This window comes from Comamonas odontotermitis, from assembly GCF_020080045.1.
GTDB classification, from domain to species: Bacteria; Pseudomonadota; Gammaproteobacteria; order Burkholderiales; family Burkholderiaceae_C; genus Comamonas; species Comamonas odontotermitis.
The window spans coordinates 1,889,683-1,912,587 of sequence record NZ_CP083451.1 but is presented as its reverse complement, the minus strand read 5'-3'; the positions used below and the strand labels follow the sequence as shown (position 1 = coordinate 1,912,587).

21 protein-coding genes are annotated in these 22,905 nt (G+C 63.6%); 10 read left to right on the top strand and 11 right to left on the bottom strand.

Annotated elements, in window-relative coordinates:
• Nucleotides 1-298 precede the first annotated feature (298 nt).
• On the bottom strand, nucleotides 299-433 hold the full coding sequence (locus LAD35_RS22280) for a hypothetical protein (protein WP_263434677.1): 135 nt from the start codon (nucleotides 431-433) through the stop codon (nucleotides 299-301).
• On the opposite strand from LAD35_RS22280, the gene LAD35_RS08900 reads away from it, so the two are divergent.
• The 7 genes from LAD35_RS08900 (at nucleotide 432) to LAD35_RS08870 (ending at nucleotide 8,722) form a co-directional block, all read left to right on the top strand.
• Nucleotides 432-2,000: a methyl-accepting chemotaxis protein gene (locus tag LAD35_RS08900; RefSeq protein ID WP_317986739.1), complete on the top strand. Its 1,569-nt coding sequence runs from the start codon at nucleotides 432-434 to the stop codon at nucleotides 1,998-2,000. The genes LAD35_RS22280 and LAD35_RS08900 overlap by 2 nt on opposite strands.
• 3 nt (nucleotides 2,001-2,003) lie before the next feature.
• Nucleotides 2,004-2,486 (top strand): chemotaxis protein CheW, encoded by a 483-nt coding sequence (locus tag LAD35_RS08895; protein ID WP_224152320.1) that lies wholly within the window; start codon nucleotides 2,004-2,006, stop codon nucleotides 2,484-2,486.
• Entirely contained in the window at nucleotides 2,483-3,742 is a 1,260-nt protein-coding gene (locus LAD35_RS08890; RefSeq protein WP_224152319.1) for a CheR family methyltransferase, read from the top strand. The genes LAD35_RS08895 and LAD35_RS08890 overlap by 4 nt, the downstream gene beginning before the upstream one ends.
• Nucleotides 3,726-4,409: a chemotaxis protein CheW gene (locus LAD35_RS08885; RefSeq protein WP_224152318.1), complete on the top strand. Its 684-nt coding sequence runs from the start codon at nucleotides 3,726-3,728 to the stop codon at nucleotides 4,407-4,409. The genes LAD35_RS08890 and LAD35_RS08885 overlap by 17 nt, the downstream gene beginning before the upstream one ends.
• Before the next feature lie 85 nt (nucleotides 4,410-4,494).
• Nucleotides 4,495-6,702, top strand: coding sequence for a hybrid sensor histidine kinase/response regulator (locus tag LAD35_RS08880; RefSeq protein WP_317986738.1), 2,208 nt, complete (start codon nucleotides 4,495-4,497; stop codon nucleotides 6,700-6,702).
• Nucleotides 6,699-7,706, top strand: a complete 1,008-nt coding sequence (gene cheB, locus LAD35_RS08875) for a chemotaxis-specific protein-glutamate methyltransferase CheB (protein ID WP_224152316.1) — start codon at nucleotides 6,699-6,701, stop codon at nucleotides 7,704-7,706. Before LAD35_RS08880 ends, cheB begins: the two co-directional genes overlap by 4 nt.
• Complete coding sequence (locus tag LAD35_RS08870) at nucleotides 7,703-8,722, top strand: diguanylate cyclase (RefSeq protein ID WP_396022780.1); 1,020 nt, start codon at nucleotides 7,703-7,705, stop codon at nucleotides 8,720-8,722. The genes cheB and LAD35_RS08870 overlap by 4 nt, the downstream gene beginning before the upstream one ends.
• Nucleotides 8,723-8,818: 96 nt before the next feature.
• On the opposite strand, the gene LAD35_RS08865 is transcribed toward LAD35_RS08870, so the two are convergent.
• From LAD35_RS08865 to ppa, 10 genes are all read right to left on the bottom strand, one after another.
• The gene (locus LAD35_RS08865) at nucleotides 8,819-10,090 is read right to left on the bottom strand and encodes an amidohydrolase family protein (RefSeq protein WP_224152315.1); all 1,272 of its coding nucleotides are present in this window, start codon (nucleotides 10,088-10,090) and stop codon (nucleotides 8,819-8,821) included.
• A gap of 85 nt (nucleotides 10,091-10,175) precedes the next feature.
• Entirely contained in the window at nucleotides 10,176-11,099 is a 924-nt protein-coding gene (locus tag LAD35_RS08860) for an ABC transporter permease (RefSeq protein ID WP_224152314.1), read from the bottom strand.
• Between the two features lie 94 nt (nucleotides 11,100-11,193).
• Entirely contained in the window at nucleotides 11,194-12,255 is a 1,062-nt protein-coding gene (locus LAD35_RS08855; RefSeq protein WP_224152313.1) for an ABC transporter permease, read from the bottom strand.
• 9 nt (nucleotides 12,256-12,264) lie between these two features.
• Nucleotides 12,265-13,863, bottom strand: a complete 1,599-nt coding sequence (locus tag LAD35_RS08850) for an ABC transporter ATP-binding protein (RefSeq protein ID WP_224152312.1) — start codon at nucleotides 13,861-13,863, stop codon at nucleotides 12,265-12,267.
• A gap of 248 nt (nucleotides 13,864-14,111) precedes the next feature.
• Complete coding sequence (locus LAD35_RS08845) at nucleotides 14,112-15,116, bottom strand: BMP family protein (RefSeq protein ID WP_224152311.1); 1,005 nt, start codon at nucleotides 15,114-15,116, stop codon at nucleotides 14,112-14,114.
• A gap of 450 nt (nucleotides 15,117-15,566) precedes the next feature.
• Nucleotides 15,567-15,893 carry a hypothetical protein gene (locus LAD35_RS08840; protein WP_224152310.1) on the bottom strand — a complete coding sequence of 109 codons (327 nt, stop codon included), beginning with the start codon at nucleotides 15,891-15,893 and terminating at the stop codon, nucleotides 15,567-15,569.
• Between the two features lie 98 nt (nucleotides 15,894-15,991).
• Nucleotides 15,992-16,387 carry a phage holin family protein gene (locus tag LAD35_RS08835; protein WP_224152309.1) on the bottom strand — a complete coding sequence of 132 codons (396 nt, stop codon included), beginning with the start codon at nucleotides 16,385-16,387 and terminating at the stop codon, nucleotides 15,992-15,994.
• A 97-nt stretch (nucleotides 16,388-16,484) separates the two neighbouring features.
• Entirely contained in the window at nucleotides 16,485-16,802 is a 318-nt protein-coding gene (locus tag LAD35_RS08830) for a DUF883 family protein (protein WP_224152308.1), read from the bottom strand.
• A gap of 265 nt (nucleotides 16,803-17,067) precedes the next feature.
• A complete protein-coding gene (locus LAD35_RS08825; RefSeq protein ID WP_224152307.1) occupies nucleotides 17,068-18,183 on the bottom strand; it encodes an NAD(P)/FAD-dependent oxidoreductase in 1,116 nt (371 codons plus the stop codon).
• A gap of 231 nt (nucleotides 18,184-18,414) precedes the next feature.
• The gene (gene ppa / locus LAD35_RS08820) at nucleotides 18,415-18,948 is read right to left on the bottom strand and encodes an inorganic diphosphatase (RefSeq protein WP_224152306.1); all 534 of its coding nucleotides are present in this window, start codon (nucleotides 18,946-18,948) and stop codon (nucleotides 18,415-18,417) included.
• Nucleotides 18,949-19,229: 281 nt separating this feature from the next.
• On the opposite strand from ppa, the gene LAD35_RS08815 reads away from it, so the two are divergent.
• The 3 genes from LAD35_RS08815 to moaA all read left to right on the top strand — a co-directional run bounded on the left by LAD35_RS08815 (nucleotide 19,230) and on the right by moaA (nucleotide 22,866).
• On the top strand, nucleotides 19,230-20,663 hold the full coding sequence (locus tag LAD35_RS08815) for an aldehyde dehydrogenase family protein (RefSeq protein ID WP_224152305.1): 1,434 nt from the start codon (nucleotides 19,230-19,232) through the stop codon (nucleotides 20,661-20,663).
• 303 nt (nucleotides 20,664-20,966) lie between these two features.
• Nucleotides 20,967-21,590 carry a DUF2889 domain-containing protein gene (locus LAD35_RS08810; protein ID WP_224152304.1) on the top strand — a complete coding sequence of 208 codons (624 nt, stop codon included), beginning with the start codon at nucleotides 20,967-20,969 and terminating at the stop codon, nucleotides 21,588-21,590.
• A gap of 121 nt (nucleotides 21,591-21,711) precedes the next feature.
• Nucleotides 21,712-22,866, top strand: coding sequence for a GTP 3',8-cyclase MoaA (gene moaA / locus LAD35_RS08805; protein ID WP_224152303.1), 1,155 nt, complete (start codon nucleotides 21,712-21,714; stop codon nucleotides 22,864-22,866).
• Nucleotides 22,867-22,905: the final 39 nt, after the last annotated feature.

Genomic DNA, 22,905 nt, shown 5'->3' with positions numbered 1-22,905 from the left:
TGGCAACCGCTTGGCTGTAGTTGCCGTGTTTGCTGTCGTTCCTGCAGGCTATCTACACCCCGTGGTCTTAACTGCATGCGCAATAGCGCGCATTCCCGCATCAATACTGTTGATGTCTCCCGAATTGGTATTAGGAAAACAACAGACATAGTGCCATGCATCGAGCCCCAAGCGCTTTGGACATACTCTAATGCCACAGTCGCAGGAGCTACTGCGAAATATAACTACGTCTGCAGCCTGGAGCCTTGAGAGATTTCATTCCCAATTCGGCTTATGTAACACAAGTCGCACCCCGTAATTAAATGTGAATCAAAAACTCACAACCCATTACAATTTGAGCACGCTCTACAGAAAGACATACGATGAGAGGTCTAACAGTCAGCCAGCGGATTTCCGCCAGTTTTGCACTCATTATTGCGGTGATGTTCGGCATGTCCACCACCTTTTATTTACGTGCAGCGTCCAACCATGAGCGGGCAGCCGAGGTTCTCTCCTCGGATCTGGCGGGCATGGGCTTCGCAGGCCAGATGCGCCAGGATCTGGCCTTCCATTTCTACCAGACGCTCAATCTGCTGCGGGAGGCCGAGACGAATGCATCGCGCGCTGGCGATGTGCTCACCGAAAGAAAGGCGAGGCTGAACGCCATTGAAGCCAGTCTGGACAAGGCCTATTCCAGCTACCTCGCCACCATCACCCGCCAGGTAGACCGAGACGCAACTGCGGAATTCGCGCGCACGCGTGACGAATACCAGAAGAACGCGCATCAGCTGGTGGACTTTCTGGATCGCGGCCAGATTGCGCAGGCTGCGCAATTGCGCAATGAGCAGATGCTTCCCCAGTGGCGCAAGGCCCAGGAACAGGTGAGCGGCATTGTCGACATGAACCAGCATGAAGTGATCGAGGCCATGGAGATAATGCAGGAGATCGCGGGCTCCAACCAACGCCTGGCCGTCGGCGCTCTGGTGCTGGCTCTGGTGCTGGCCATCGTTTGCGGCCTGCTGCTGCACCGCTCGATCATGCGCCCTATTGAAGCGACGCTGGCCGCCATGAAGACCCTAGGCACCGGCGACCTCTCCAGCAAGCTCAACCTCAGCCGCCGCGATGAATTCGCCGCCATTGAAGAAGGCTTCAACGGCATGGTGACGTCGTTGCGTGAATTGGTGGTGCAAGCGCAGCGCTCTTCTGTGCAGCTGACCACCTCCATTACCGAGGTTGCCGCCACCACCAAGCAGCAACAGGCCACGGTGACGGAAACTGCCGCCACCACCAGTGAAATTGGTGCCACCTCGCGCCAGATCGCCGCGACCTCTCGCGAGTTGGTGCGTACCATGGGCGATGTCTCGGCCCGCTCCGAACAGACCGCGACACTGGCCGGCTCTGGCCACCGGGGCGTGGTGCGCATGGCAGAGGTGATGCAGGAGCTGACCAGCGCCTCCGAACTGGTCAACGCCAAGCTCGCCCTGCTCAACGAAAAGGCCGGAGGCATCAACCAGGTCGTCACCACCATCGTCAAGGTAGCCGACCAGACCAACCTGCTTTCCCTGAATGCCGCCATCGAGGCCGAGAAGGCGGGCGAATATGGCCGCGGGTTCGGCGTGGTAGCCACCGAAGTGCGCCGACTGGCGGACCAGACCGCCGTCGCCACCTACGACATTGAACAGATGGTGCGCGAAATTCAGTCTGCGGTGTCCGCAGGCGTCATGGGCATGGAAAAGTTCTCCGAGGAAATGCGCCGTGGCAATACCGAAATGACCCAGGTCGGCGACCAGCTGTCCCAGATCATCCACGAGGTTCAGGTTCTGGCCCCGCAGATGCAGCAGGTCAGCGAAGGCATGCAGACCCAGTCCAGCGGTGCCGAGCAGATCGAACAGGCACTGAGTCAGCTGACCGAGGCGAGCGGCCAAACCGTCGAATCATTGCACCAGGCTGGCATGGCCATTGAAAACATGAGCGATGTCGCCAACAACCTGCGCAGCGGAGTCAGCCGCTTCAAGGTCTGAATTGTGGCATTGACTTCCGCACCGGAACCTGCGCCGCTGCACCTGCTGTTCAGCCTGGGCGCCGACCGCTACGCCCTGCCTGCCAGCGTGGTGCGCAAAGTCATGCCCCTGCAACGGCTCAAGCATGTGCCAGAGGCTCCGGCCTGGGTGGCGGGGCTGCTGTCCTACCGTGGTGAGATCATTCCAGTGCTGGATCTGTGCCAGCGCATCTTTGGCCACATGGCCCGGCACAGCATCAACACCCGCCTGGTGCTGCTGCACTATTCGCCCACCCAGTCCCTGGGCCTGATCCTCGAAAAGGCCAACCAGGTGGTACGCCTGCCCAGCCTCGCGCAGCAACCCATGGGTCTGGATGCAGGAGTGCCCTATCTCGGCTCGGTGCAGGCCCAGGGCCCGGGCGATGTGATTCAGCGCATCTCCATTGAAGGGCTGTTGCCTCCGGACGTTGCCCAAATGCTGTTTCCGCCGGAAGACAGGCACGCATGATTGAAAGACTGGAACAACTTCTGCGGTCGCTCATCGGGCTCGATGCGAGCACGCTGGGCCGGGGTGCGGTCGAGCGCGCGCTGCGGCAACGGCTGAAGGCCAGCGCCATGGACGAAGAGGCCTACTGGAGCCATGTCCGCCAATCACCCACCGAACAACGTGCCCTGATCGAGAGCATTGTGGTTCCGGAGACCTGGTTCTTTCGCTACCCGGAGTCATTCGCCCTGCTGGCCACGCAAGCGCGGGCGCTGCAGCGCAGGCTCGCCATCGGGCGGCCCCTGCGCCTGCTCAGCCTGCCCTGCTCCAGTGGTGAAGAGCCCTATTCCATGGCAATTGCCATGCTTGATGCCGATTTTTCCGCAGAGCAGTTTCAGATCGATGCACTGGATATCAGCCAGCGCGGCATAGAGCAGGCGGCTCTCGGCAGATACGGCGTGAATGCCTTTCGCGGCGATGACCCGGACATCCGCGAGCGCTACTTTCAACGGGAAGAGGACGGCACCCACCGTATTCACGAGAGGCTGCGCGCCATGGTGAACTTTCAGTGCGGCAACATCCTCGACAGCATCGTGTCGCCTTCGCTGCTTACCTACGACATCGTGTTCTGTCGCAATCTGCTGATCTACTTTGACCAGCCCACTCAACTGCGCGCCTTGACCAATCTCAAGCGCTGGTTGCACACCGATGGGCTTCTGTTTGCCGGGCCTGCCGAAGCAGGCATGCTGAGCCAGCAAGGCTTCGAATCGCTCGATGCAGCGCATAGTTTCGCCTTCCGTCGGCGCAGCCCGTCCAGCCCCCAGATGGCACCGCGCCCCGTGTCGCCCGCGGCGGCCAGGCCGAGAATCCCTATGCCTGCGCTGCCCCGCGCCACGGCGGCAGCGCGCCATCCGGCGCCATCGCCCGTCACCAGAGGGGATACACCCGCAGGAGCGGATGCCGCCGCCGGACTGAGCAAAATTGCCGCGCTCGCCAACGCGGGACGCAGCGCAGAAGCGCTCGGTGCCTGTGCGCGGCAGTTGGCCCAGCATGGGCCGTCTGCCGAGCTGTTCTTCTGGTGGGGACTGATCTGTGACGGCGCAGGCCAGACCGATGCGGCACTGCGTCACTACCGCAAGGCCCTCTACCTGGATCCCTACCACGCCCGCGCGCTGGCACACCTGGCAGCCCTCCTGGTGACGCACGGAGACCACAGCGGCGCGGCGCGATTGCAGCAGCGGCTGAAGCAACGAGAAACCCACGATGCCGGCAAGTCCTGATTCCATTTTCACGCCAGAGTCCCAGGCGATTGATGCCTGCTGGCAGCGCATCGGTGTTCGCGGCGACCGGTCCTGCGAGCGGCTGCTCCAGCATGTGCACTGCCATAACTGCGAGCGCCATGCCGAGGCTGCCTCCCAGCTGCTCGATCGGCATGAACTGCATCTGGAAGCGATGGATGAGCCCTCCGCCGAAGACCAGCAGCCTGCCCCCCAGACGGAGGGCGGCACCCTGTCGGCCCTGATCTTTCGCATGGGGCAAAACTGGCTGGCCGTTCCCTCCACGCTGTTGCTGGAGGTTTCCGTGCCGGTGCCCGTTCACGGACTGCCATACCCCCGCAACCGATCACTGCGAGGCCTGTGCAATGTACGGGGCACGCTGGTTCCCTGCCTGGCGCTGGAGGTGGTGCTGGGGCTGGCTACCGAAACCACGCCGCAGGACCGCCCCCGCATGCTGATACTGGACGCGCCCGGCGGCGCGCTGGTCACCGAGGTCCAGGCCGTGGAAGGCATATACACGCTGGCGAACGCCATGCTGCAGAAAACCAGCCATGCCAGCGGCCTGGCAGCAAGCCAGCTGGCCTCTGCCGTGACGCAGTGGCAGCAGCGCAGTGTCACCGTGCTCGATGCCGATCTCCTGTCGCAGGCCTTGTTGAGGAGCCTCCGATGAGCCAGCAAGCCATGCCAGCGTTCCACCGCGCCCTCTGGGCTCCAAAGGTGAAGCCATGAGCCTTGATGCATATCAAGACAGTTCCATGCTGGAGTTATTCCGGCAGGAAGCGCAAGCACAGACCCAGGTCATGAATACCGGCCTGCTGGTTCTTGAGCGGGAGCCTGCCGACCCCACCCAGCTGGAAGCCTGCATGCGCGCAGCGCATTCGCTCAAGGGCGCAGCGCGAATTGTCGGGCTCGACGCCGCCGTATCCCTGGCCCATGTGATGGAGGACTTGTTGGTCGCCGCCCAGAGCGGCAAGCTCCGCCTGAACACGACACGCATCGATGCGCTGCTACGCGCCTCGGATGCCTTGCGACAACTGAGCGAAGGCGCCAATGTCGAAGGTCTGGCTGCACTGCAAGCCATTCTGGCGGCAGATGCGCAGCAGGATGAAGCACCAGAAACATCAGAAATACCAGATGCCTGGCCTGCCCCCACGCCAGCGCTTGCAGAGGAAGCCGCCGTCATTGAAACCACCGAGACCGAGCCTCCTGGCGAGCTGCACGACCGCATACTGCGCGTGTCGGCCGAACGCCTCGACCACATGCTCGATCTGGCGGGGCGCTCACTGGTGGCGGCGCAGCGCACCAAATCCCTGAGCCAGGATCTGGCACGCCTCAAGCGCCTGCAAGACCATCTGGATCGCTCCCTGCATGGGCTGCGTGATGCCCTGCTGGGGCAGGATCTGCCACCCCGCGCCAAGGCCCTGCTGTCCGATGCGAGTCACTGGACGCTGGAGGCAAAAAGCCACCTGCAGCAACACACGGAAGCTTTCGACAGCTTTGGCTGGTCCTTCGAGCAGCGCAGCCAGCGCATGTATGACACCGTGTTGGCCTCGCGCATGCGGCCCTGCGCCGATCTGATGGCAGGCAAGGCACGCATGGTGCGCGACCTCGGTCGCAGCCTGGGCAAAGAGGTGTGGCTGAACCTGGAAGGCGAAGACATACAGGGCGACCGCGATGTGCTGGAGGTACTGGAGGCGCCGCTGATCCAGCTGCTGCGCAATGCAGTGGACCACGGCATTGAGAGCCCCGCGCAGCGCCTGGCCTGCGGCAAGCCCGCGCAGGGAAATCTGGTGCTGCGCGCACGGCATGCCGCCGGGCTTCTGGTATTGGAAGTCGAGGACGACGGGGGCGGCGTGGATCTTGATCGCGTACGCGCCACCGTCATCGCACGCAAGCTGGCCACCGAAGCCATGGCCCAGCGCATGCACGAGGAGGAATTGCTGGCTTTTCTGTTCCTGCCGGGCTTCAGCGTCAACGAAAAAGTCAGCGAGATTTCCGGCCGGGGCGTAGGGCTTGATGTGGTCCAGCATACGCTGCGCCAGCTGCGCGGCACCATCCGCGTTCGCCAGCAGCAAGGGCGTGGAACCGTGTTCCAGCTGCAACTGCCGCTGACCCTGTCGATGCTGCGCTGCCTGGTGGTGGAGGTCGGGGGCGAAGCCCTTGCGCTGCCCCTCGCGCAGGTGGAACAGACTCTGCGCATTCCTGCAGACGCCGTCAGCATGGTCGAAGGCCAGCAGCATGTCTGGGTGCGCGACCACGCTGTCGGCCTGGTCGCCGCCCACCAGCTTTTGCAACTGCCACAGGGAAAATCCGATCCACTGGGGCTGTCGGTGGTTCTGGTGCCGCACCACGATCGCAGCCTCGCCATTGCGGTGGACCGCGTCATCAGCGAACAGAACCTGGCCGTGGTGCCCATCGATCCCCGTCTGGGCCTGCTGCGCGGCGTGGAGGCAGGTGCACTGCTCGACGACGGCAGCCCGGTGCTCATCATCGATATGGATGACCTGCTCAACTCCGCTGACAAGCTGTTGGGTGCAGGCCAGGTCGAACGGGTTGCACGGCTGTCCGGAGGACCGTCGCTGCGGCGCAAGCGCGTCCTGGTCGTGGACGACTCGCTGACCGTGCGTGAGCTGGAGCGCAAGCTCCTGGTCGGGCGCGGCTACGCGGTCTCCGTGGCAGTCGATGGCATGGATGGCTGGAACATCCTTCGGTCCGAAAAATACGACCTCCTGGTGACCGATATCGACATGCCTCGCATGGACGGCATCGAGCTGGTAGGTCTGGTGAGACGTGATGCACAACTACAGTCCATGCCCGTGGTGGTTGTGTCCTACAAGGACCGGGAAGAAGACCGCCGACGCGGCCTGGATGCGGGAGCCGACTACTACCTTGCCAAGTCGAGCTTTCACGATGAAACATTACTAGAAGCAGTACAAATGCTGATCGGCGAGGCCGTTGAATGAAGCTTGGATTGATGGTCAACACCCCTGAGTTGGCACAGCGCCTCGAACGGGCTCTGGCGCCGCTGCATGACATCCACTGGGTCGCGCAGGACGAGGCCCAGGCACTGCGCCTGTGCCGCGATACCCCTCCCGAGTTGCTGCTGCTGCAACTGGGCACCGCCGACCGGGTTGCGTTCTCGCGGCGGATCATGGACGAAGCCCCCTGCCCTTTGCTGCTGCTCGATCTGGCGACCGAGCTCAATACCGAATGGGCGTTCAATGCCCTGGGCCATGGCGCGCTCGATGTGGTTCACCTGCCCGAATTGGCTGGCAGCAGCACATTCAATCCCGCGCTGCTGCTGCGAAAGATCCAGAACATCGCCTGGCTGACCACCTCCCAGCAGCCTCCCGCCCACCGCGCCCCGCGCACCAGTTCGCAGCGCCCCTGCCTGATTGCAATCGGCGCTTCCGCCGGAGGGCCTGCGACGCTCAACCAGTTGCTGCACGAGTTACCGGCGGATCTAGATGCCGCTGTGGTGCTGGTCCAGCACCTGGATGACAAATTCTCGGCCGGCATGGCTGAATGGCTGGCACGTGAATCGGCGCTACCGGTACGGCTGGTGGAGGCAGGAGAGATGCCCCAGGCGGGTGTGGTTTTGCTGGCGGGCCGCAATGAGCACCTGACGGTAAGCCGCCGTGGCGAACTGCAGTACTCCCCCAAGCCCGACGAGCAGATCTACCGTCCGTCGATCGACGTCTTCTTTCACAGCCTTGCCGAACAATGGCGAGGCGATGCCATCGGTGTGCTGCTGACCGGCATGGGGCGCGACGGGGCCCATGGCCTCAAGGCCATGCGCGAACGTGGCTTTGCCACCATTACCCAGGACCAGTCCAGCAGCGTGGTGTGGGGCATGCCCAAGGCTGCAGCCGCCATCGATGCGGCCGCTGAAATCCTTCCTCTGGACCGCATACCCCATCGCCTGGCCGAACTATGTCGCTGGATAGCCGTAAAGAGAAATCCATGATTCACATTCCAACCCTGCCCGACAACATGTCCCTCCCGGAGCCGGACGAGTTCGCCGTCAGCGTTCTGCTGGTGGACGACCAGGCCATCATCGGGGAGGCCGTACGGCGCATGCTGACCCAGGAGGCGGGAGTCACCTTCCACTACTGCGGCGACGCGAACCAAGCCGTTGAGATGGCCGAGCGCATTCAGCCGACCGTCATCCTGCAGGACCTGGTGATGCCCGGTGTTGATGGACTGATCCTGGTGAGCCAGTATCGCAGCAACCCGAAACTGCGCGATCTCCCCATCATCGTGCTGTCGTCCAAGGAAGACCCCAAGATCAAGAGCCAGGCATTTGCGATCGGCGCCAATGACTATCTCGTCAAACTGCCCGATGCGGTCGAGCTGATCGCACGCATCCGCTACCATTCCCGCGCCTATCTGGCATTGAAGCAACGCGACCTGGCCAACCAGGCATTGCGCCTGAGCCAGCAGCAGCTGGTGGAAAGCAATCTTGCCTTGCAGCGCATGACCAAGCTCGACGGTCTGACCGGCCTGTCGAACCGCCGACACTTCGATGAGCAACTGGACCTTGAGTGGAAGCGTGCGCGGCGAGAGCAGCTGGAGCTCTCTCTGCTGATCATCGATGTCGACTACTTCAAGCCCTACAACGACAGCTTTGGCCATGTGATGGGCGACGAAGCCTTGCGCAGCGTAGCCCAGGTTCTCGCACAATCGTGCTCCCGCTCCGGTGACATGGTGGCCCGCTACGGCGGCGAAGAATTCGCCATCATCCTGCCCAATACCTCCCACGAAGGCGCCTGCTCGCTGGCCGATGGTGCACGGCGTGCCGTCCAGGCCCTGGCCATTGCCCATGTGCTGCCCGCACCCGGCGCCACACTGACCATCTCTGTCGGTGTAGCCACGATGGTGCCCGAGCAGGACACCACCGCACCCATTGCCCTGATACAGCGTGCAGACACCGGGCTGTACCAGGCCAAAGAAAAGGGGCGCAATCGCATCGGCGTGGCCTGAATCGCTTTGCGCCATGGCCTATCGATATTTGCAGCTACGGAATGCCCTGTGGCCTGGCAGCCGCCATTGCACCGTATCAGGGCGCCCGGCGTACGATCAGCGCAGCATCGACACAGCCGTCGGCCGTCCGGCTAGATTCAATGTCGCCACCGGCGCTGGCGAGCTTGCAATCCGGACACCACGGCGCCAGACGCCCAGGCGGGCGGCCTTCAGGCGCAGGGCTTCAATGGGGTTGTGGGCGTGCAGCAGCACAAAGTCTGCATTGCAGCCTGCTTCCAGCCCGTAGCCTTGCAGGCCCAGCAGTTGGGCCGGGTTCCGGGTGATCGCATCAAAGGCCTGCTGCATGCCGGTGCGGCTCGTCATCTGCGCCACATGCAGCCCCATGTGGGCCACATCCAGAGCGTCGCCGCTGCCCAGGCTGTACCAGGGGTCCATCACGCAGTCGTGTCCGAAGGCGACGGTCAGGCCCGCTGCCATCAGCTCGGGCACGCGGGTCATGCCACGGCGCTTGGGATAGGTGTCGTGGCGGCCCTGCAAGGTGATGTTGATCATCGGATTGCTGACCACGCCCAGTTGGGCTTCTGCCATCAGCGGTATGAGCTTGCTGACGTAGTAGTTGTCCATGCTGTGCATGGAGGTGAGGTGCGAGCCGGTGACACGGCCGTGCAGGCCCAGGCGCTGCGTGTGGTAGGCCAGGGTTTCGACATGGCGGGAGTGCGGATCGTCCGATTCGTCGCAGTGCATGTCCACGCGCCTGCCCTGCTCGGCTGCCAGCTCGCACAGAATACGTACGCTCTCGGCACCATCGGCCATGGTGCGTTCAAAGTGGGGAATGCCGCCCACCACATCCACCCCCATGGCCAGGGCGCGTTTGAGGTTATCAAGCCCGCCGGGGGTGCGCAGCACGCCATCTTGCGGAAAGGCAACCAGTTGCAGGTCGATGTAGGGGGCCACGCGCTTTTGCACGTCGAGCATGGCCTCCACGGGCAGCAGGCTCGGCTCGCTGGTGTCCACATGGCTGCGGATGGCCAGCAGGCCGCGCGCCACGGCCCAGTCGCAGTAGGCCAGGGCACGCTCCACCAGCGCCTCGTGCGTGAGCTGGGGTTTGAGCTCGCCCCACAGCGCGATGCCTTCAAGCAAGGTGCCGCTTTCGTTCAAGCGCGGCATGCCGTAGCTGAGCGTGGCATCCATGTGAAAGTGCGGGTCGACAAAGGGCGGGGTCAGCAGCAGGCCCTGGGCGTCCACCACCTCGTGTGCAGGCGCCTGCAGGCCTTCGGTCACTTCGGTGATCTTGCCGCCCTGCACGGCGATGGACATGCGCTGCCGGCCATCGGGCAGCGTGGCATTGGTGATGAGGAGATCGAGCATTTTTTGTCCTTTCAAGGTGCGTCTTGGTGCCAAACCGGCTTCTGGCGCACAACTGGCAAGCGCTGATTGCTATGAAAACAATAGTTCAGCGCTCACCCTTGCGATAGGGTTTCATCAGCGCCTGCGGATAGGCTGCCTTGCGGGCCACCAGCACCAGGGCCAGGATGGACAGCAGGTACGGCAGCATCAGGTAAAACTGGTATGGCAGCAGCCCGTCGCCCGACTGCTGCAGTCGCAGCTGCAGCGCATCAAAAAACGCAAACAGCAGCGCCCCCAGTAGTGCCTTGCCCGGCCGCCACGACGCAAACACGACCAGCGCCACGCAGATCCAGCCACGGCCATTGATCATGTTGAAGAAAAAGGCATTGAACGCCGAGAGGGTAAGGAAGGCGCCCGCCACGCCCATCAGCGCCGAGCCCGCAATGATGGCGCCGCTGCGCACCGCCATCACCGGAATGCCCTGCCCTTCAGCCGCCTGCGGGTTTTCGCCCACCATGCGCACGGCCAGGCCCAGCGGTGTGCGCATCAGCACCCAGGCGAGCAACGGCACCAGCAGCAGCGCTAGCAAGGTAAGCGCCGTCTGCTCGCCCAGAATCGGTATCGGCAGCCAATCCATGGCTTCGAACGGCGCGATGGTGGGCGGCGTGTTCACCTTCGGAAAACTCACGCGGTAGCCGTAATACGACAAGGCCGTGGCCAGCATGGTGATGCCCAGGCCCGAGACGTGCTGCGACAGCGCCAGCCCTACCGTCAACCATGCGTGCAGCGCGCCAAACACCATGCCAGCAAGCGCCGCCACCAGCACGCCAGTCCACAGGCCATGGCCCGCATACACCGTGAGCCAGCCGGTGAAGGCCCCCGCCACCATGATGCCTTCGATCCCCAGGTTGAGCACACCGGCCCGCTCGCACAGCAGCACCCCCAGGGTGCCCAGCAGCAGCGGTGTGGCGGTGCGCAGCACGGCCACCCAGAAGGCACCATTGGCCAGAATGTCCATCAACTCGCTCATGCCGCACCTCGCACTGCAATACTCTCATTTCGATAGCAAATAGCGCTTACCAGATGGGCACCAAGGGCTGTTTTTTCTGAAAACATGGCGCTTCTCACTTTCTGCGCAGGCGGTATTGGGTCAGCAGGCTGGCCACCAGCACCGACAGCAGCGACGCAGCCACGATCACATCGGCAATCGCATTGGGCACGCCCACGGCGCGGCTCATGCTGTCGGCCCCCACCAGCATGCCGGCCACAAAGATGGCAGACGCCACCACGCCCAGCGGGTGCAGTCCGGCCAGCATGGCAATCACGATGCCGCTGTAGCCGTAGCCGGGCGACATATCGAGCGTGAGATAGCTTGTGCGGCCCGCCACCTCGATGGCTCCGGCCAGGCCCGCAAGCCCGCCTGACAGCAGCGCCACCAGCACCACCGTTCGGGTGACCGACACACCTGCAAATGCGGCAGCGCGCGGGTTGGCACCGGCTGCGCGGATATCAAACCCCGCCACCGTGCGTTGCAGCAGCAGCCACAGCGCCACCGCCAGCCCCACGGCTACCGCCAAGCCGGTGTGCAGACGGGTCTGCGGGATGAGCTTGCCCAATTCCAGATCGCCCTGCAGCGCCACGCTTTGCGGCCAGCCCATGGCCATCGGGTCCTTCATCGGACCGTCGAGCAGATAGGCCACGAGCAGCAGCATCACGAAATTGAGCAGCAAGGTCGTCACCACCTCGTCCACGCCCAGGCGTGTTTTCATCAGGGCCGGGCCCAGCAGCAAGGCTGCACCGGCCAGAGCGGCTGCCAGCAGCATCAGCGGAAAGAGCAGGTACATCGGCAGCTCGAACCCGGTGCCCCCATGCATGCCGCCCACGGCAACAGCCGCCACCGCGCCGGCATACAACTGGCCTTCCGCGCCAATGTTGAACAGCCGCGCACGAAAGGCCACGGCAGCGGCCAGCCCCGTCAGAATCAGCGGCACGGCGCGGGTGAGCGTCTCCGACAGCGCAAACAGCGAACCAAACGCGCCCTTGAACAGCGCCGCGTACGTGGCCCCCACGGGCGCGCCCGCCCACAGCACTAAAAGGCCGCTGACCAGCAAGGTAAACAACACAGCGCCCAGCGGCGCAGCCACCATGGCGGCTTTGGAAGGGGTGGGTCTTTTTTCTAATCGCATGGCAATCTCTCACGCCTCGCGAGCAGCGGGCACACCAGCCCCCGCCATCGCCAGGCCAATGGTTTCGCGGCTCCACTCGGCGTGTGGCAGCGCGGGCGACAGGTGGCCTTCGTGCATCACGCCAATGCGGTCGCCCAGGGCCAGTACTTCGTCCAGGTCGTCCGATATCAACAGTACGGCAGCCCCTGCATCGCGCGCAGCCAGCAGTTGCTGGTGCACAAAGCGCACGGCGCCGATGTCGAGCCCCCAGGTGGGCTGGTGCGCCACGATGAGGCGCGGAGCGCCCTGCTCTCCACCCGGGCCTTGCGCCTGTGGCGCCAGCAAGGCCCGGCCCAGAATCAGCTTTTGCATATTGCCGCCCGACAGTGAGCGCGCCGGCGCATCAAGCCCTCCGCCGCGCACATCAAACTGCGCAGAGACGTGCTGGGCCTGACTACGCGCTGCGGCGCGCCTTACCCAGCCCAGGCGCGAGAACCAGCGGCTACGCAGCCGTTCGGAGACGGCGTTTTCCCACACCGGCAGATCGCCCACCACGCCCGTGCTGTGGCGGTCTTCCGGAATACGCGCCACGCCCTGCGCCACCAGCGCGACGGGCGACGCGGGCATCGGCCGCCCCTGGTAGCTGACCGTACCGCTGCCCGCACGGCGCATGCCGCACAGCACATCGGCCAGCGCCACCTGGCCGTTGCCCGAGACACCGGCGATGGCAACGATCTCGCCCGCCCGCAGATCGAGCGATACATCGACGAGGCGGTCACGCGCCGTGCTTTTCTTGCTGAGCACTGTGTGTACATGGCTCAGCTGGCACACGCTGGCACCTACGCTCTGCGCAGGGCGGCGCTCGGGCAGGGCCACTGCCTCGCCCACCATCCATTGTGCGAGTTGCGCCTGTGTGGTGCCTGCCGTGGGTGCCTCGGCCACCAGCTTGCCATGGCGCAGCACGGCTACGCGGTCGGCCACGCGCAGCACTTCGCCCAGCTTGTGGCTGATGAAGATGATCGACAGACCCTGGGCCACCATCTGCGCCAGGGTGGCGAACAGCGCTTCGCTCTCCTGGGGCGTAAGCACGGCAGTGGGCTCGTCCAGGATCAGAATGCGCGCGCCCCGGTACAGGGCCTTCAGAATTTCCACCCGTTGGCGCTCGCCAACCGTCAGGCCCGCCACTCGCGTATCGGGCTGCACCGGCAGCCCGAACTGCGCGGCCACCTGCACCAGTTTGGCGCGTGCCTGCGCGGTGGCCGATGCCGGGCGCAGCAGCGATTCGCTGCCCACCATGATGTTGTCGAGCACGCTCAGGTTGTCTGCCAGCGCAAAGTGCTGGTGCACCATGCCGATGCCAGCAGCCAGCGATGCACGCGGCTGCCCGGGCGGCAGGGGCTGCCCATGCACATCGATATGGCCTTCATCGGCCACATAGTGCCCGAACAGGATCGACATGAGGGTGGATTTGCCCGCCCCGTTTTCGCCCAGCAATGCCACCACCTCGCCCCGGTGCAGGGTGAGCGAGATGGCATCGTTGGCAACCAGCGGGCCAAAGCGTTTGGTGATGCCGTGCAGCTGCAGTACGGGCAGATCGGGCTGCGCGGCGGAAGATGATGAAGGCGGCATGGTGTGGGGCACGGGAGCGCCGGTTGTGCACCGCTGTGGTGCTGGGTGCAGCTCTCTGGTGTCGGTTCACCAGAATGAATGATCAAGCGGAAAAAGAATAGCTGGCAGCGCTTGCGGCTATTGGTTTTTCATTAGAAAAACCAATAAAACCCAATGCAGAAAAGCGCTATGCGCTATTCTTTTGATACCAAAGCGTGCGCAGGCCGCTCCGGGGTTGGCCCTTCACGCCCTGTGCACTGCACGCCGCCTTACTTGGCGGTGGATTTGGGCTGGGAGTCGTCCACCTTCACGGTGAACTTGCCAGCCAGAATGTCGGCTTCCTTGGCCTTGACCTTGGCCACCAGATCGGCAGGCACCTTTTTCTCGAAGGTACCGAGCGGCGCGAGCGACGAGCCCTTGTATTTCATCATCGAGTACGGGCCGTAGTCTTCCGCCTTGTAGCTGCCGTCCTTGACGGCCTTGATCGCGCGGTCCACGCTCGGCTCCATGTGCCACAGGGCGGATGCAACCACGGTGTCGGGGTACTTGTCCTGCGTATTGATCACGTTGCCGATGGCGAGCTTGCCCTTTTCCTTGGCGGCGTCGCTCACGCCAAAGCGCTCTGCGTAGAGCACGTCGGCGCCCTTGTCGATCATGGCAAAGGTCGCTTCCTTGGCCTTGGGCGGGTCAAACCAGCTATTGATGAAGGTAACGGTGAATTCCACCTTGGGATTGGTCTCCCTGGCGCCCGCCATGAAGGCGTGCATCAGACGGTTCACCTCGGGGATCGGAAAGCCCCCGACCATGCCGATCTTGCCGGTCTTGGTCATGCCGCCAGCAATCATGCCGGTGAGGTAGGCAGGCTCCTGGATGTAATTGTCGAACACGCTGAAGTTGGGCGCCTGGATCTTGCCGGACGAGCCAGCCACGATGGCCATCTTGGGGAAATCCTTGGCCACCTTGCGGGCAGCGGCTTCCACGCCGAACACTTCGCCAAACATCAGCTGCGCGCCGCCGGTGGCGTATTCGCGCATCACGCGCTCATAGTCGGCATTGGCCACGTTCTCGCTGGATTTGTACTCGATCTCGCCACGCGCCTCGGCCGCCTTCAGCGCATTGTGGATGCGGCTGACCCATTGCTGCTCGTAGGGCACGGTGTAGACCGCCGCCACCTTGAGCTTGGCCTGCGCCAGCGCCGCCACAGGGCTGCCGGCCACGATGGCCGCAGGAATGGCTGCCAAACACGCTTGAACAATACGACGCCTTGTACTCATACCGAAAACTCCTTGTTGTGTAGAACGTCCACGGGGTCGAACCAGTGGCCAGGCGGTTTGCAGCAAGTTCCGTACCGGATGGAAACAGGGTCCCCCAAGCGCATTCACGCATTCACTTCGAGCGGCTGGGTCTCCCAGAGAGAGGCCCTCAGAGCCGCAGGACCTGCGATGCCACACCAGTGGCCTTTTCAACCGCCTTTTTGCAGGCGAAAAAAAAGCCGCGCATCTTTCGATTGCTGCGACTTGGATTGTGAATGCTTGGCCCCGGGTCGTACCGAGGGGAAACGACAGCTTGCACGCTCAAAATGCGCCAACGCTTTGCGCATATACGCAAAGCGTTGGAATTCTAACCAGAGAAAATGGCAGTCAGGTTATTTTTTGCCTGGATACGTGCGCTCGGCCATGGTCTGCGGCTATTCAAACCTGCGGGAGCCCGGTTTGATCGATCACTCAGCGCCGCAGTTTCATCACCAGCGGCAGCACCACGCTTGCCATGCGCAGCAGCTTGCGCGGGCCCAGCAGCAGACCCAGGCCCACAGCACCCACACAGACCACCGGGTGCTGGCGACCAAAGCCAATCACGCGCTCCACGATGGAGCCGTGGCTCAGGGCGTAGTCAGGGCCTGCATCGCGCCTCAGGGCCAGGGCCTGTTCGCGGGCAAGGCGGCGTCCATACAGGCGCTCGCGCTGGCCCTGGATGCGCTCCAGCACGGCCCGCGCCTCGGGTTCTGCATCCTGCAACAGCACCAGGTCGATGTCTTTGGTTTGTTCTTTCATCCATTGCTCCAGGCTTGTTTCACTTCTCCGCCATCCAGCACTCTCCGCCGCGCTGCCCGCTCAACCATGTGCAGGCGCGCAAATGCAGCACAGGCGCATCAGATGCGGCGCTTGGCAGCTTGCCAGTCCTTTTTCAGCACGGCCTTGGTCAGCTGGAACGGGTTGGTGGCTTTCTTGGCCGTCACCACCAGAAAGACCAGCACGCCGATCCACAGCACCAGCCAGACCGCTGCCACCAGCCAGGTCACCAGCATGCGGCTCTGCGTATCCCAGAAGGAGATGATGATGGCGCCCGAGAGCACCGTCAGCGCCACGATGGTGAGGCCGGCTACCACCAGGCCCATCACCACCATCCAGAGCATGTTCCGTTTCTGCTCCTGCCATTCGATGGACAACAGGTCCAGACGGTCTTCCGCCGCGATGGCCCCTTCGGCCAGCAGCGTACGCCCCCTCGCGAGGGTGTCTTCGAGCCCCAGCAAAGACAACCAGTTCATTGATGCTCCTCGATGGAAACAGGGCATAGGCGCCCTGCTTTTCTTATTGAATCACACTGCTGGATCGGGCCGCCGCGCCTGGGCGCGGCGCCGTCCATCAGCGGCGAGAGAAGATGAAACCGATCAGGGCACCGACTGCCAGGGCGGCACCTGCCACGCGCCATGGCTCGTCGTGCGCATAGCGGTCGGCAGCCAGCGCTGCTTCCTTGGCCTGGCGGGCGGCATCCTGCGCGGCGCGTACGGCGCTGTCGCGGGCATTGCCTGCGGAGTCTTCCAGACGGGCGCGCAGGGCGCGGATCTCGGGCACGCCGTCCAGATCCTTGCTGGACAGGACGCTGCGCACGTCACCCACCAACTTTTCCAGATCAGCCTGGGCGCTTTCTACGGTGTCGGAAAACAGATTCGATTTACGCATATTCATCATCCTTTTCTTGATCAGGCTTGGGAAACCATAGCTTACGTCAATCAGGCAGAGACCCCAACATGGGTCATGTTCTTCGAGCCCCCCTGCTGCGCAAATCCATGAGAGATGCACTTCAGCCGCGCAAGCCCCACAGCAAGCATCTGCGGCATCAGCTGGCTTACATGTTACCGGAGAACACAGCCCCCACGCGCCCCGCATGCACCCGCGTAGGTGTCAGACAAGGCCTACCGGCCGGCCTTGCGCCACAGTGTGTGCGCTACTGCAGCCGCTGCGCCACCGCTTTTCCGATGGCCATGCAGCTGGTGAGACCCGGCGACTCGATGCCAAACAGATGGACCAGCCCGGCCACGCCGTGCGTGCTGGCATCCTGAATCACGAAGTCAGCCGCGGGCTCGCCCGGACCGCTGATCTTGGGGCGGATGCCTGCGTAGCCTGCTGCCAGTGCACCATCCTGCAGGCCTGGCCAGTAGCGGCGCACCTCGTCATAGAACACTTCGCCACGCGCAGGATCCACCAACAGGTCGTCTGCGCTCTGCACCCACTGCACATCAGGGCCAAACTTGGCCTGGCCGCCCAAGTCCAGCGTCAGGTGCACGCCCAGGCCGGCTGCCTCGGGCACCGGGTAGATCAGGTGCGAAAAAGGCGCGCGGCCGCTCAGCGTGAAGTAATTGCCCTTGGCATAGTGCGCCGCAGGAATGTGCTCGGGCGCCAGGCCCTCGAACCGGCGCGCCAGGTCGGGGGCCCACAGGCCTGCCGCGTTGACCACGGTCTGCGCCAGCAGTTGGGTGCCATCCTGCGCAGTGAGCAGAATGCCTTTGTGGCCGTCCACCGTCGCATTGCATTGCGCACCGGCCAATGGGCTGTTGAACACCACCATGCCGCCCGCGTTTTCCAGATCACCCTGCAAGGCCAGCATCAGGCCATGGCTGTCGACGATGCCAGTGCTGGGCGAATGCAGCGCCGCCACGCACTCCAGCGCAGGCTCCATGGCGCGGGCCTCGTCGCGGGAGAGCAGCACCAGATCGTTGACGCCATTGGCGGCGGCGTGCAGGGCAATGCTGTCCAGCTTGGCGCGTTGCGCTTCGGATGTTGCGACGATCAGCTTGCCGCAGCGCTGGTGGGCAATGCCCCGCTCTGCGCAGTACTGGTAGAGCATTTCCTTGCCCTGCACGCACAACCGGGCTTTGAGCGAGCCTTGCGGGTAGTAGATGCCTGCGTGAATCACCTCACTGTTGCGCGAACTCGTGCCGGTGCCGATGGCATCCTGCGCCTCCAGCACCAACACCTCGCGCCCGGCGAGCGCCAGCTCACGCGCCACGGCCAAGCCCACCACGCCTGCGCCAACCACGACGCAATCGACAACATCCACCACAATGCACTCCTGAATTCTTTTGATGCAGGGAGCTTACAGGCAGTTGGAGCGCACGCATGCAAAAAGCGCTGTCCGACGCTGAAAATTGCCTGCCCCGCTCACCGCTGCATGGGACTGCGGCCCTTTACCCGCAGCAGGCCAAGGCAAAGAAAAAGCCGGCAAGGCCGGCTTTTGCTATCTATTTTGATGCCATGGCGCCCATCGTGCGGGCGCCAGCAGCAACAATCAATATTACTTTTTGTTGTTGTAGTTGGCGATGCCGTCCACGACTTCCTTGTGTGCTTCGTCCACGCCCTTCCAGCCCAGCACCTTGACCCACTTGCCCTTTTCCAGGTCCTTGTAGTGTTCGAAGAAGTGGGAGATCTGCTGCAGCACCAGATCGTGGATGTCGCTCAGGTGGTTGATCTTGTCGTAGCTGGGCAGCAGCTTTTGCGTTGGCACGGCCAGCACCTTGCCGTCCACGCCCGATTCGTCTTCCATGTGCAGGATGCCGATGGCGCGGCAAGGCACGACCACGCCGGTAGGCAGCGGGAATGGCGTCATCACCAGTACATCGACGGGGTCGCCGTCGCCAGACAGCGTCTGGGGCACATAGCCGTAGTTGACGGGGTAGTGCATGGCGGTGCCCAGGAAGCGGTCCACAAACACGCAGCCCGAATCCTTGTCCACTTCATACTTGACGGGAGCGGAGTTGGCCGAGATTTCGATCACGACGTTGAAGACTTCAGGTGCCTTGGCGCCAGGGGTCAGTTTTTCGAAGGACATGCGATTCCTTATGAGTCAAATGGTTGGGTGTCTGGAGCACGCCAGCGCCGGTGAGGCCACAGGCTTGCGACCCGCAGGCCACTGGCTGCAGCGTGCAAAACCCGATGATTTTAGGTGCATTGGCTGACACCTGGCTGAAAAAAGCCCGGACGCCGATGTCAGCCCTTCGTCAAACCCGTGACAGACCCGGGCCATTCCCGGTAGGCGCCCTGCCCATCCTGCGCTAAGGTGAGAACTGTTTTGCCGCTGCGCCGCAGCGGCACCCATGCACCCCAAACGCCATGCAACTGCACTACATCGCCAACGCCTCCGTGCCCTCCCTCTCGGGCAAGACCATTGCCGTCATCGACCCGTCCGATGGCCAGCAGTACGACGAAATCCAGCGCGGCAATGCCGAGGACATCGACCACGCCGTGCAGGCCGCCCGCCTGTGCTACCAGAACGTATGGGGCAAGCTGCCGCCGGTGGAGCGCAGCCGCCTGCTGATGAAGCTGTCGGCCAAGGTGCTGGAGCACGCAGACGAGCTGGCCGCCATTGAGCAGCGCGACTGCGGCAAGCCCACCAAGCAGGCCAAGGCCGATGCGGCAGCGCTGGCACGCTACTTCGAGTTCTACGCTGGCGCCTGCGACAAGCTGCATGGCGAAACCATTCCCTACCCGCAGGAATTCAGCGTACTGACCTGGCGCGAACCCCATGGCGTGACCGGCCATATCGTGCCCTGGAACTACCCGATGCAGATCTTTGGCCGCTGCGTGGGCGGTGCGCTGGCGGCAGGCAATGTCTGCGTGGTCAAACCCTCGGAGGACGCATGCCTGAGCCTGATCCGCGTGGCCCAGCTGGCGGCCGACGTGGGCTTTCCTGCCGGCGCCATCAATATCGTCACCGGCTACGGCCACGAGGTGGGCGATGCGTTGGCCCGCCATCCCGGCGTGGACCACATCAGCTTTACCGGCAGCCCCCGCATCGGCACCCTGATCGAACAGGCCGCTGCCGAGCGCCACTGCCCCTGCACCATGGAGCTGGGCGGCAAAAGCCCGCAGATCGTGTTTGCCGATGCGGACCTGGATGCGGCCATTCCCACCATCATCAACGCCATCATCCAGAACTCGGGCCAGACCTGCTCGGCCGGATCGCGCCTGCTGGTCGAACGCAGCATCTATGAAACCCTGCTCGCTCGCCTGGCCTCTGCCTTCGAGGCCTTGCGCGTGGGCTCGGCCACGATGGACTTAGACCTGGGCCCGCTGATCCGCCAGACGCAGCAGCAGCGCGTATGGGATTTTTTGAGCGATGCCCACAATGACGGCATCTCCATCGTTGCGCAGGGCCAGATTGTGGACGATGCCCCTGAAGGCGGCTACTACCAGGCGCCCACCCTGCTGCGCGATGTGCCGGTTGACCACCGCCTCGCGCAGGAAGAGGTGTTTGGCCCGGTGCTCAGTTCGATGGCCTTCGATACCGAGGAAGAAGCCATCCAGATGGCCAATGCCACCGAGTTCGGCCTGGTTGCTGGAATCTGGACGCGTGACGGCGGCCGCCAGTTCCGCGTGGCAAAGCGGCTGCGCAGTGGCCAGGTCTTCATCAACAACTATGGTGCCGCAGGCGGTGTGGAGCTGCCATTTGGCGGCGTCAAATCCAGCGGCCATGGCCGTGAAAAAGGATTTGAGGCGCTGTACGGCTTCACCACACTGAAGACCGTGGCCATCCGCCACGGTTGATTGGCCCGGCTAAGTCGCTATCAGTTTTGACTTTCTGGCGCGCGCCACGCGCGTGCCAGCGGCCAAAATACGCTCACTCGAAACCTTGACGCGCCGCCAAATGCCGCAATGCAACATGGCGGCGCGATTGTTTTTACAATAGCGGCATTGCCCGGCGTGCTTCTGCCTGCTTTCTGCCTGTTGGCGGCTCTTCGCGCCGCAGTGCTCCCTGTCACTTGCTGCACAGACAAGAAGCCACAGCCGGGCGCATAGTGTCTCTATCGGCAGCAGCCCCACGGCAACGCCACCCACGCCTACAAGAACATGCCGCTTTCCCCCGTTGCCAACCGTATTCCCAAGCACCTGCGCGATGTGCGCTTTCGCAGTTTCGAGCGCGAGGACGGGCTGTGGGACATCGAGGGCGAATTGCTCGACACCAAGGCCTATGACCTGGTGCTCTCGGGCGAGCGCAAGCGCAAGGCGGGCGACGCCATCCACCATATGTGGATCCGCTGCACCATCAACACCGACCTCGTGGTGCAGGCCATCGAAGTGGCCATGGACGCGCACCCGCTTGGCGACTGCCCCCAGGCCCTGCCTGCCATGCAGAACATGGTGGGCTGCAGCATGGCACGCGGCTGGCGCAAGGCCATCGAGGCCAACCTGGGCAGCATTGCCGGCTGCACCCATATGCGCGAGCTGCTCTTCAACATGGCCACCGCCGCCTTCCAGAGCGTGCACAAGGCCTTTGTATCGGCCGATCCGAACCAGCCGCCACGCCACCTGGGCCAGTGTGCAGGCTGGGATTTCAACGGCAGCGGAGTTGCGGCCATCTACCCCCAGTTTGTCGGTTGGCAACCATTGCTGCGCCAGACCTCCCTGGCCGAAGCCGCCAAAGCCCCTGCTGCAGCGGATATGCCACCCGACCCCGGCAAGGCCAAGGCCTGACGCCGCACCTGGCACACCGTTGCCCCTGCGGCTCCATGGGCGCTATTCATTTCCTGCCATAGCGCCTGTTCATGCGGGCTGGCGGACCATCGCCCCCTCTGGCCTGCGGTACCATTGGCCTATGTCCCACCCCATCATTCCGCTGCGCGACGAGCGTCAACAGACCCTTCCTGCCACCCGTCCGATGGTTGTGGCAGGAAGCCCGGCAGGCGGAGCAGCGGGCACCCAAGGGCCGCGCGACCAGCGCCAGCGCCCGCTGCGGGATTTGCGCATCAGCGTGACGGATCGCTGCAACTTCCGCTGCAGCTACTGCATGCCCAAGGATGTGTTTGGCAAGGATTACCAGTATCTGCCGCATAGCGACCTGCTCAGCTTCGAGGAAATCACCCGGGCTGCGCGCATCTTCGTGGGCCAGGGCGTGGGCAAGCTGCGCATCACCGGCGGCGAGCCTCTGCTGCGCAAGAACCTGGAAGCGCTGATCGAGCAGCTGGCTGCGCTCACCACGCCCGATGGCCAGCCGGTGGACCTGACCCTGACAACCAATGGCTCCATCCTCGCGCGCAAGGCCCGCGCGCTGAAGGACGCAGGCTTGAAGCGCCTGACCGTGAGCCTTGACAGCCTGGACGACACGCTCTTTCGCCGCATGAACGACATGGATTTCCCGGTCGCCACCGTGCTGCAAGGTATTGAAGAGGCGCAGGCCGTGGGCTTTACCAATATCAAGGTGAACATGGTGGTCAAGCGCGGCGTCAATGACCACGAGGTGACCGCCATGGCGCGCCACTTCCGTGGCAGCGGTGTCACCCTGCGGTTCATCGAATTCATGGACGTGGGCGCCACCAATGGCTGGCGCATGGAAGAAGTGCTGCCGTCCGACGAGTTGCTGGAGCGCCTGCAGGGTGAATTCGAACTGCTGCCGCTGGACGCCACTACACCAGGTGAAACCGCCGTGCGCTGGGGCTATGCCGATGCCAACGGCCAGCACGATGCCAGCCTGGGCGAGATCGGCCTCATCAGCAGCGTGACGCACGCCTTCTGCCACGCCTGCAACCGCGCCCGCCTCTCTACCGAGGGGCGCCTGTTCCTGTGCCTCTTTGCCAGCGAAGGCTGGGATCTGCGCAGCCTGTTGCGCGGCGGCGCCAGCGACGAGGACATTGCCGCTGCCATCGCCCACATCTGGGGCGAGCGCAACGACAATTACAGCGAGCAACGCAGCCAGCACCCCGAAATCGCCCAGTTGCGCAAGCGGGTGGAGATGAGCTATATCGGCGGCTGACGAGGCTGCGGCAGGCAAGCCTGCCTATATTGCATCAGT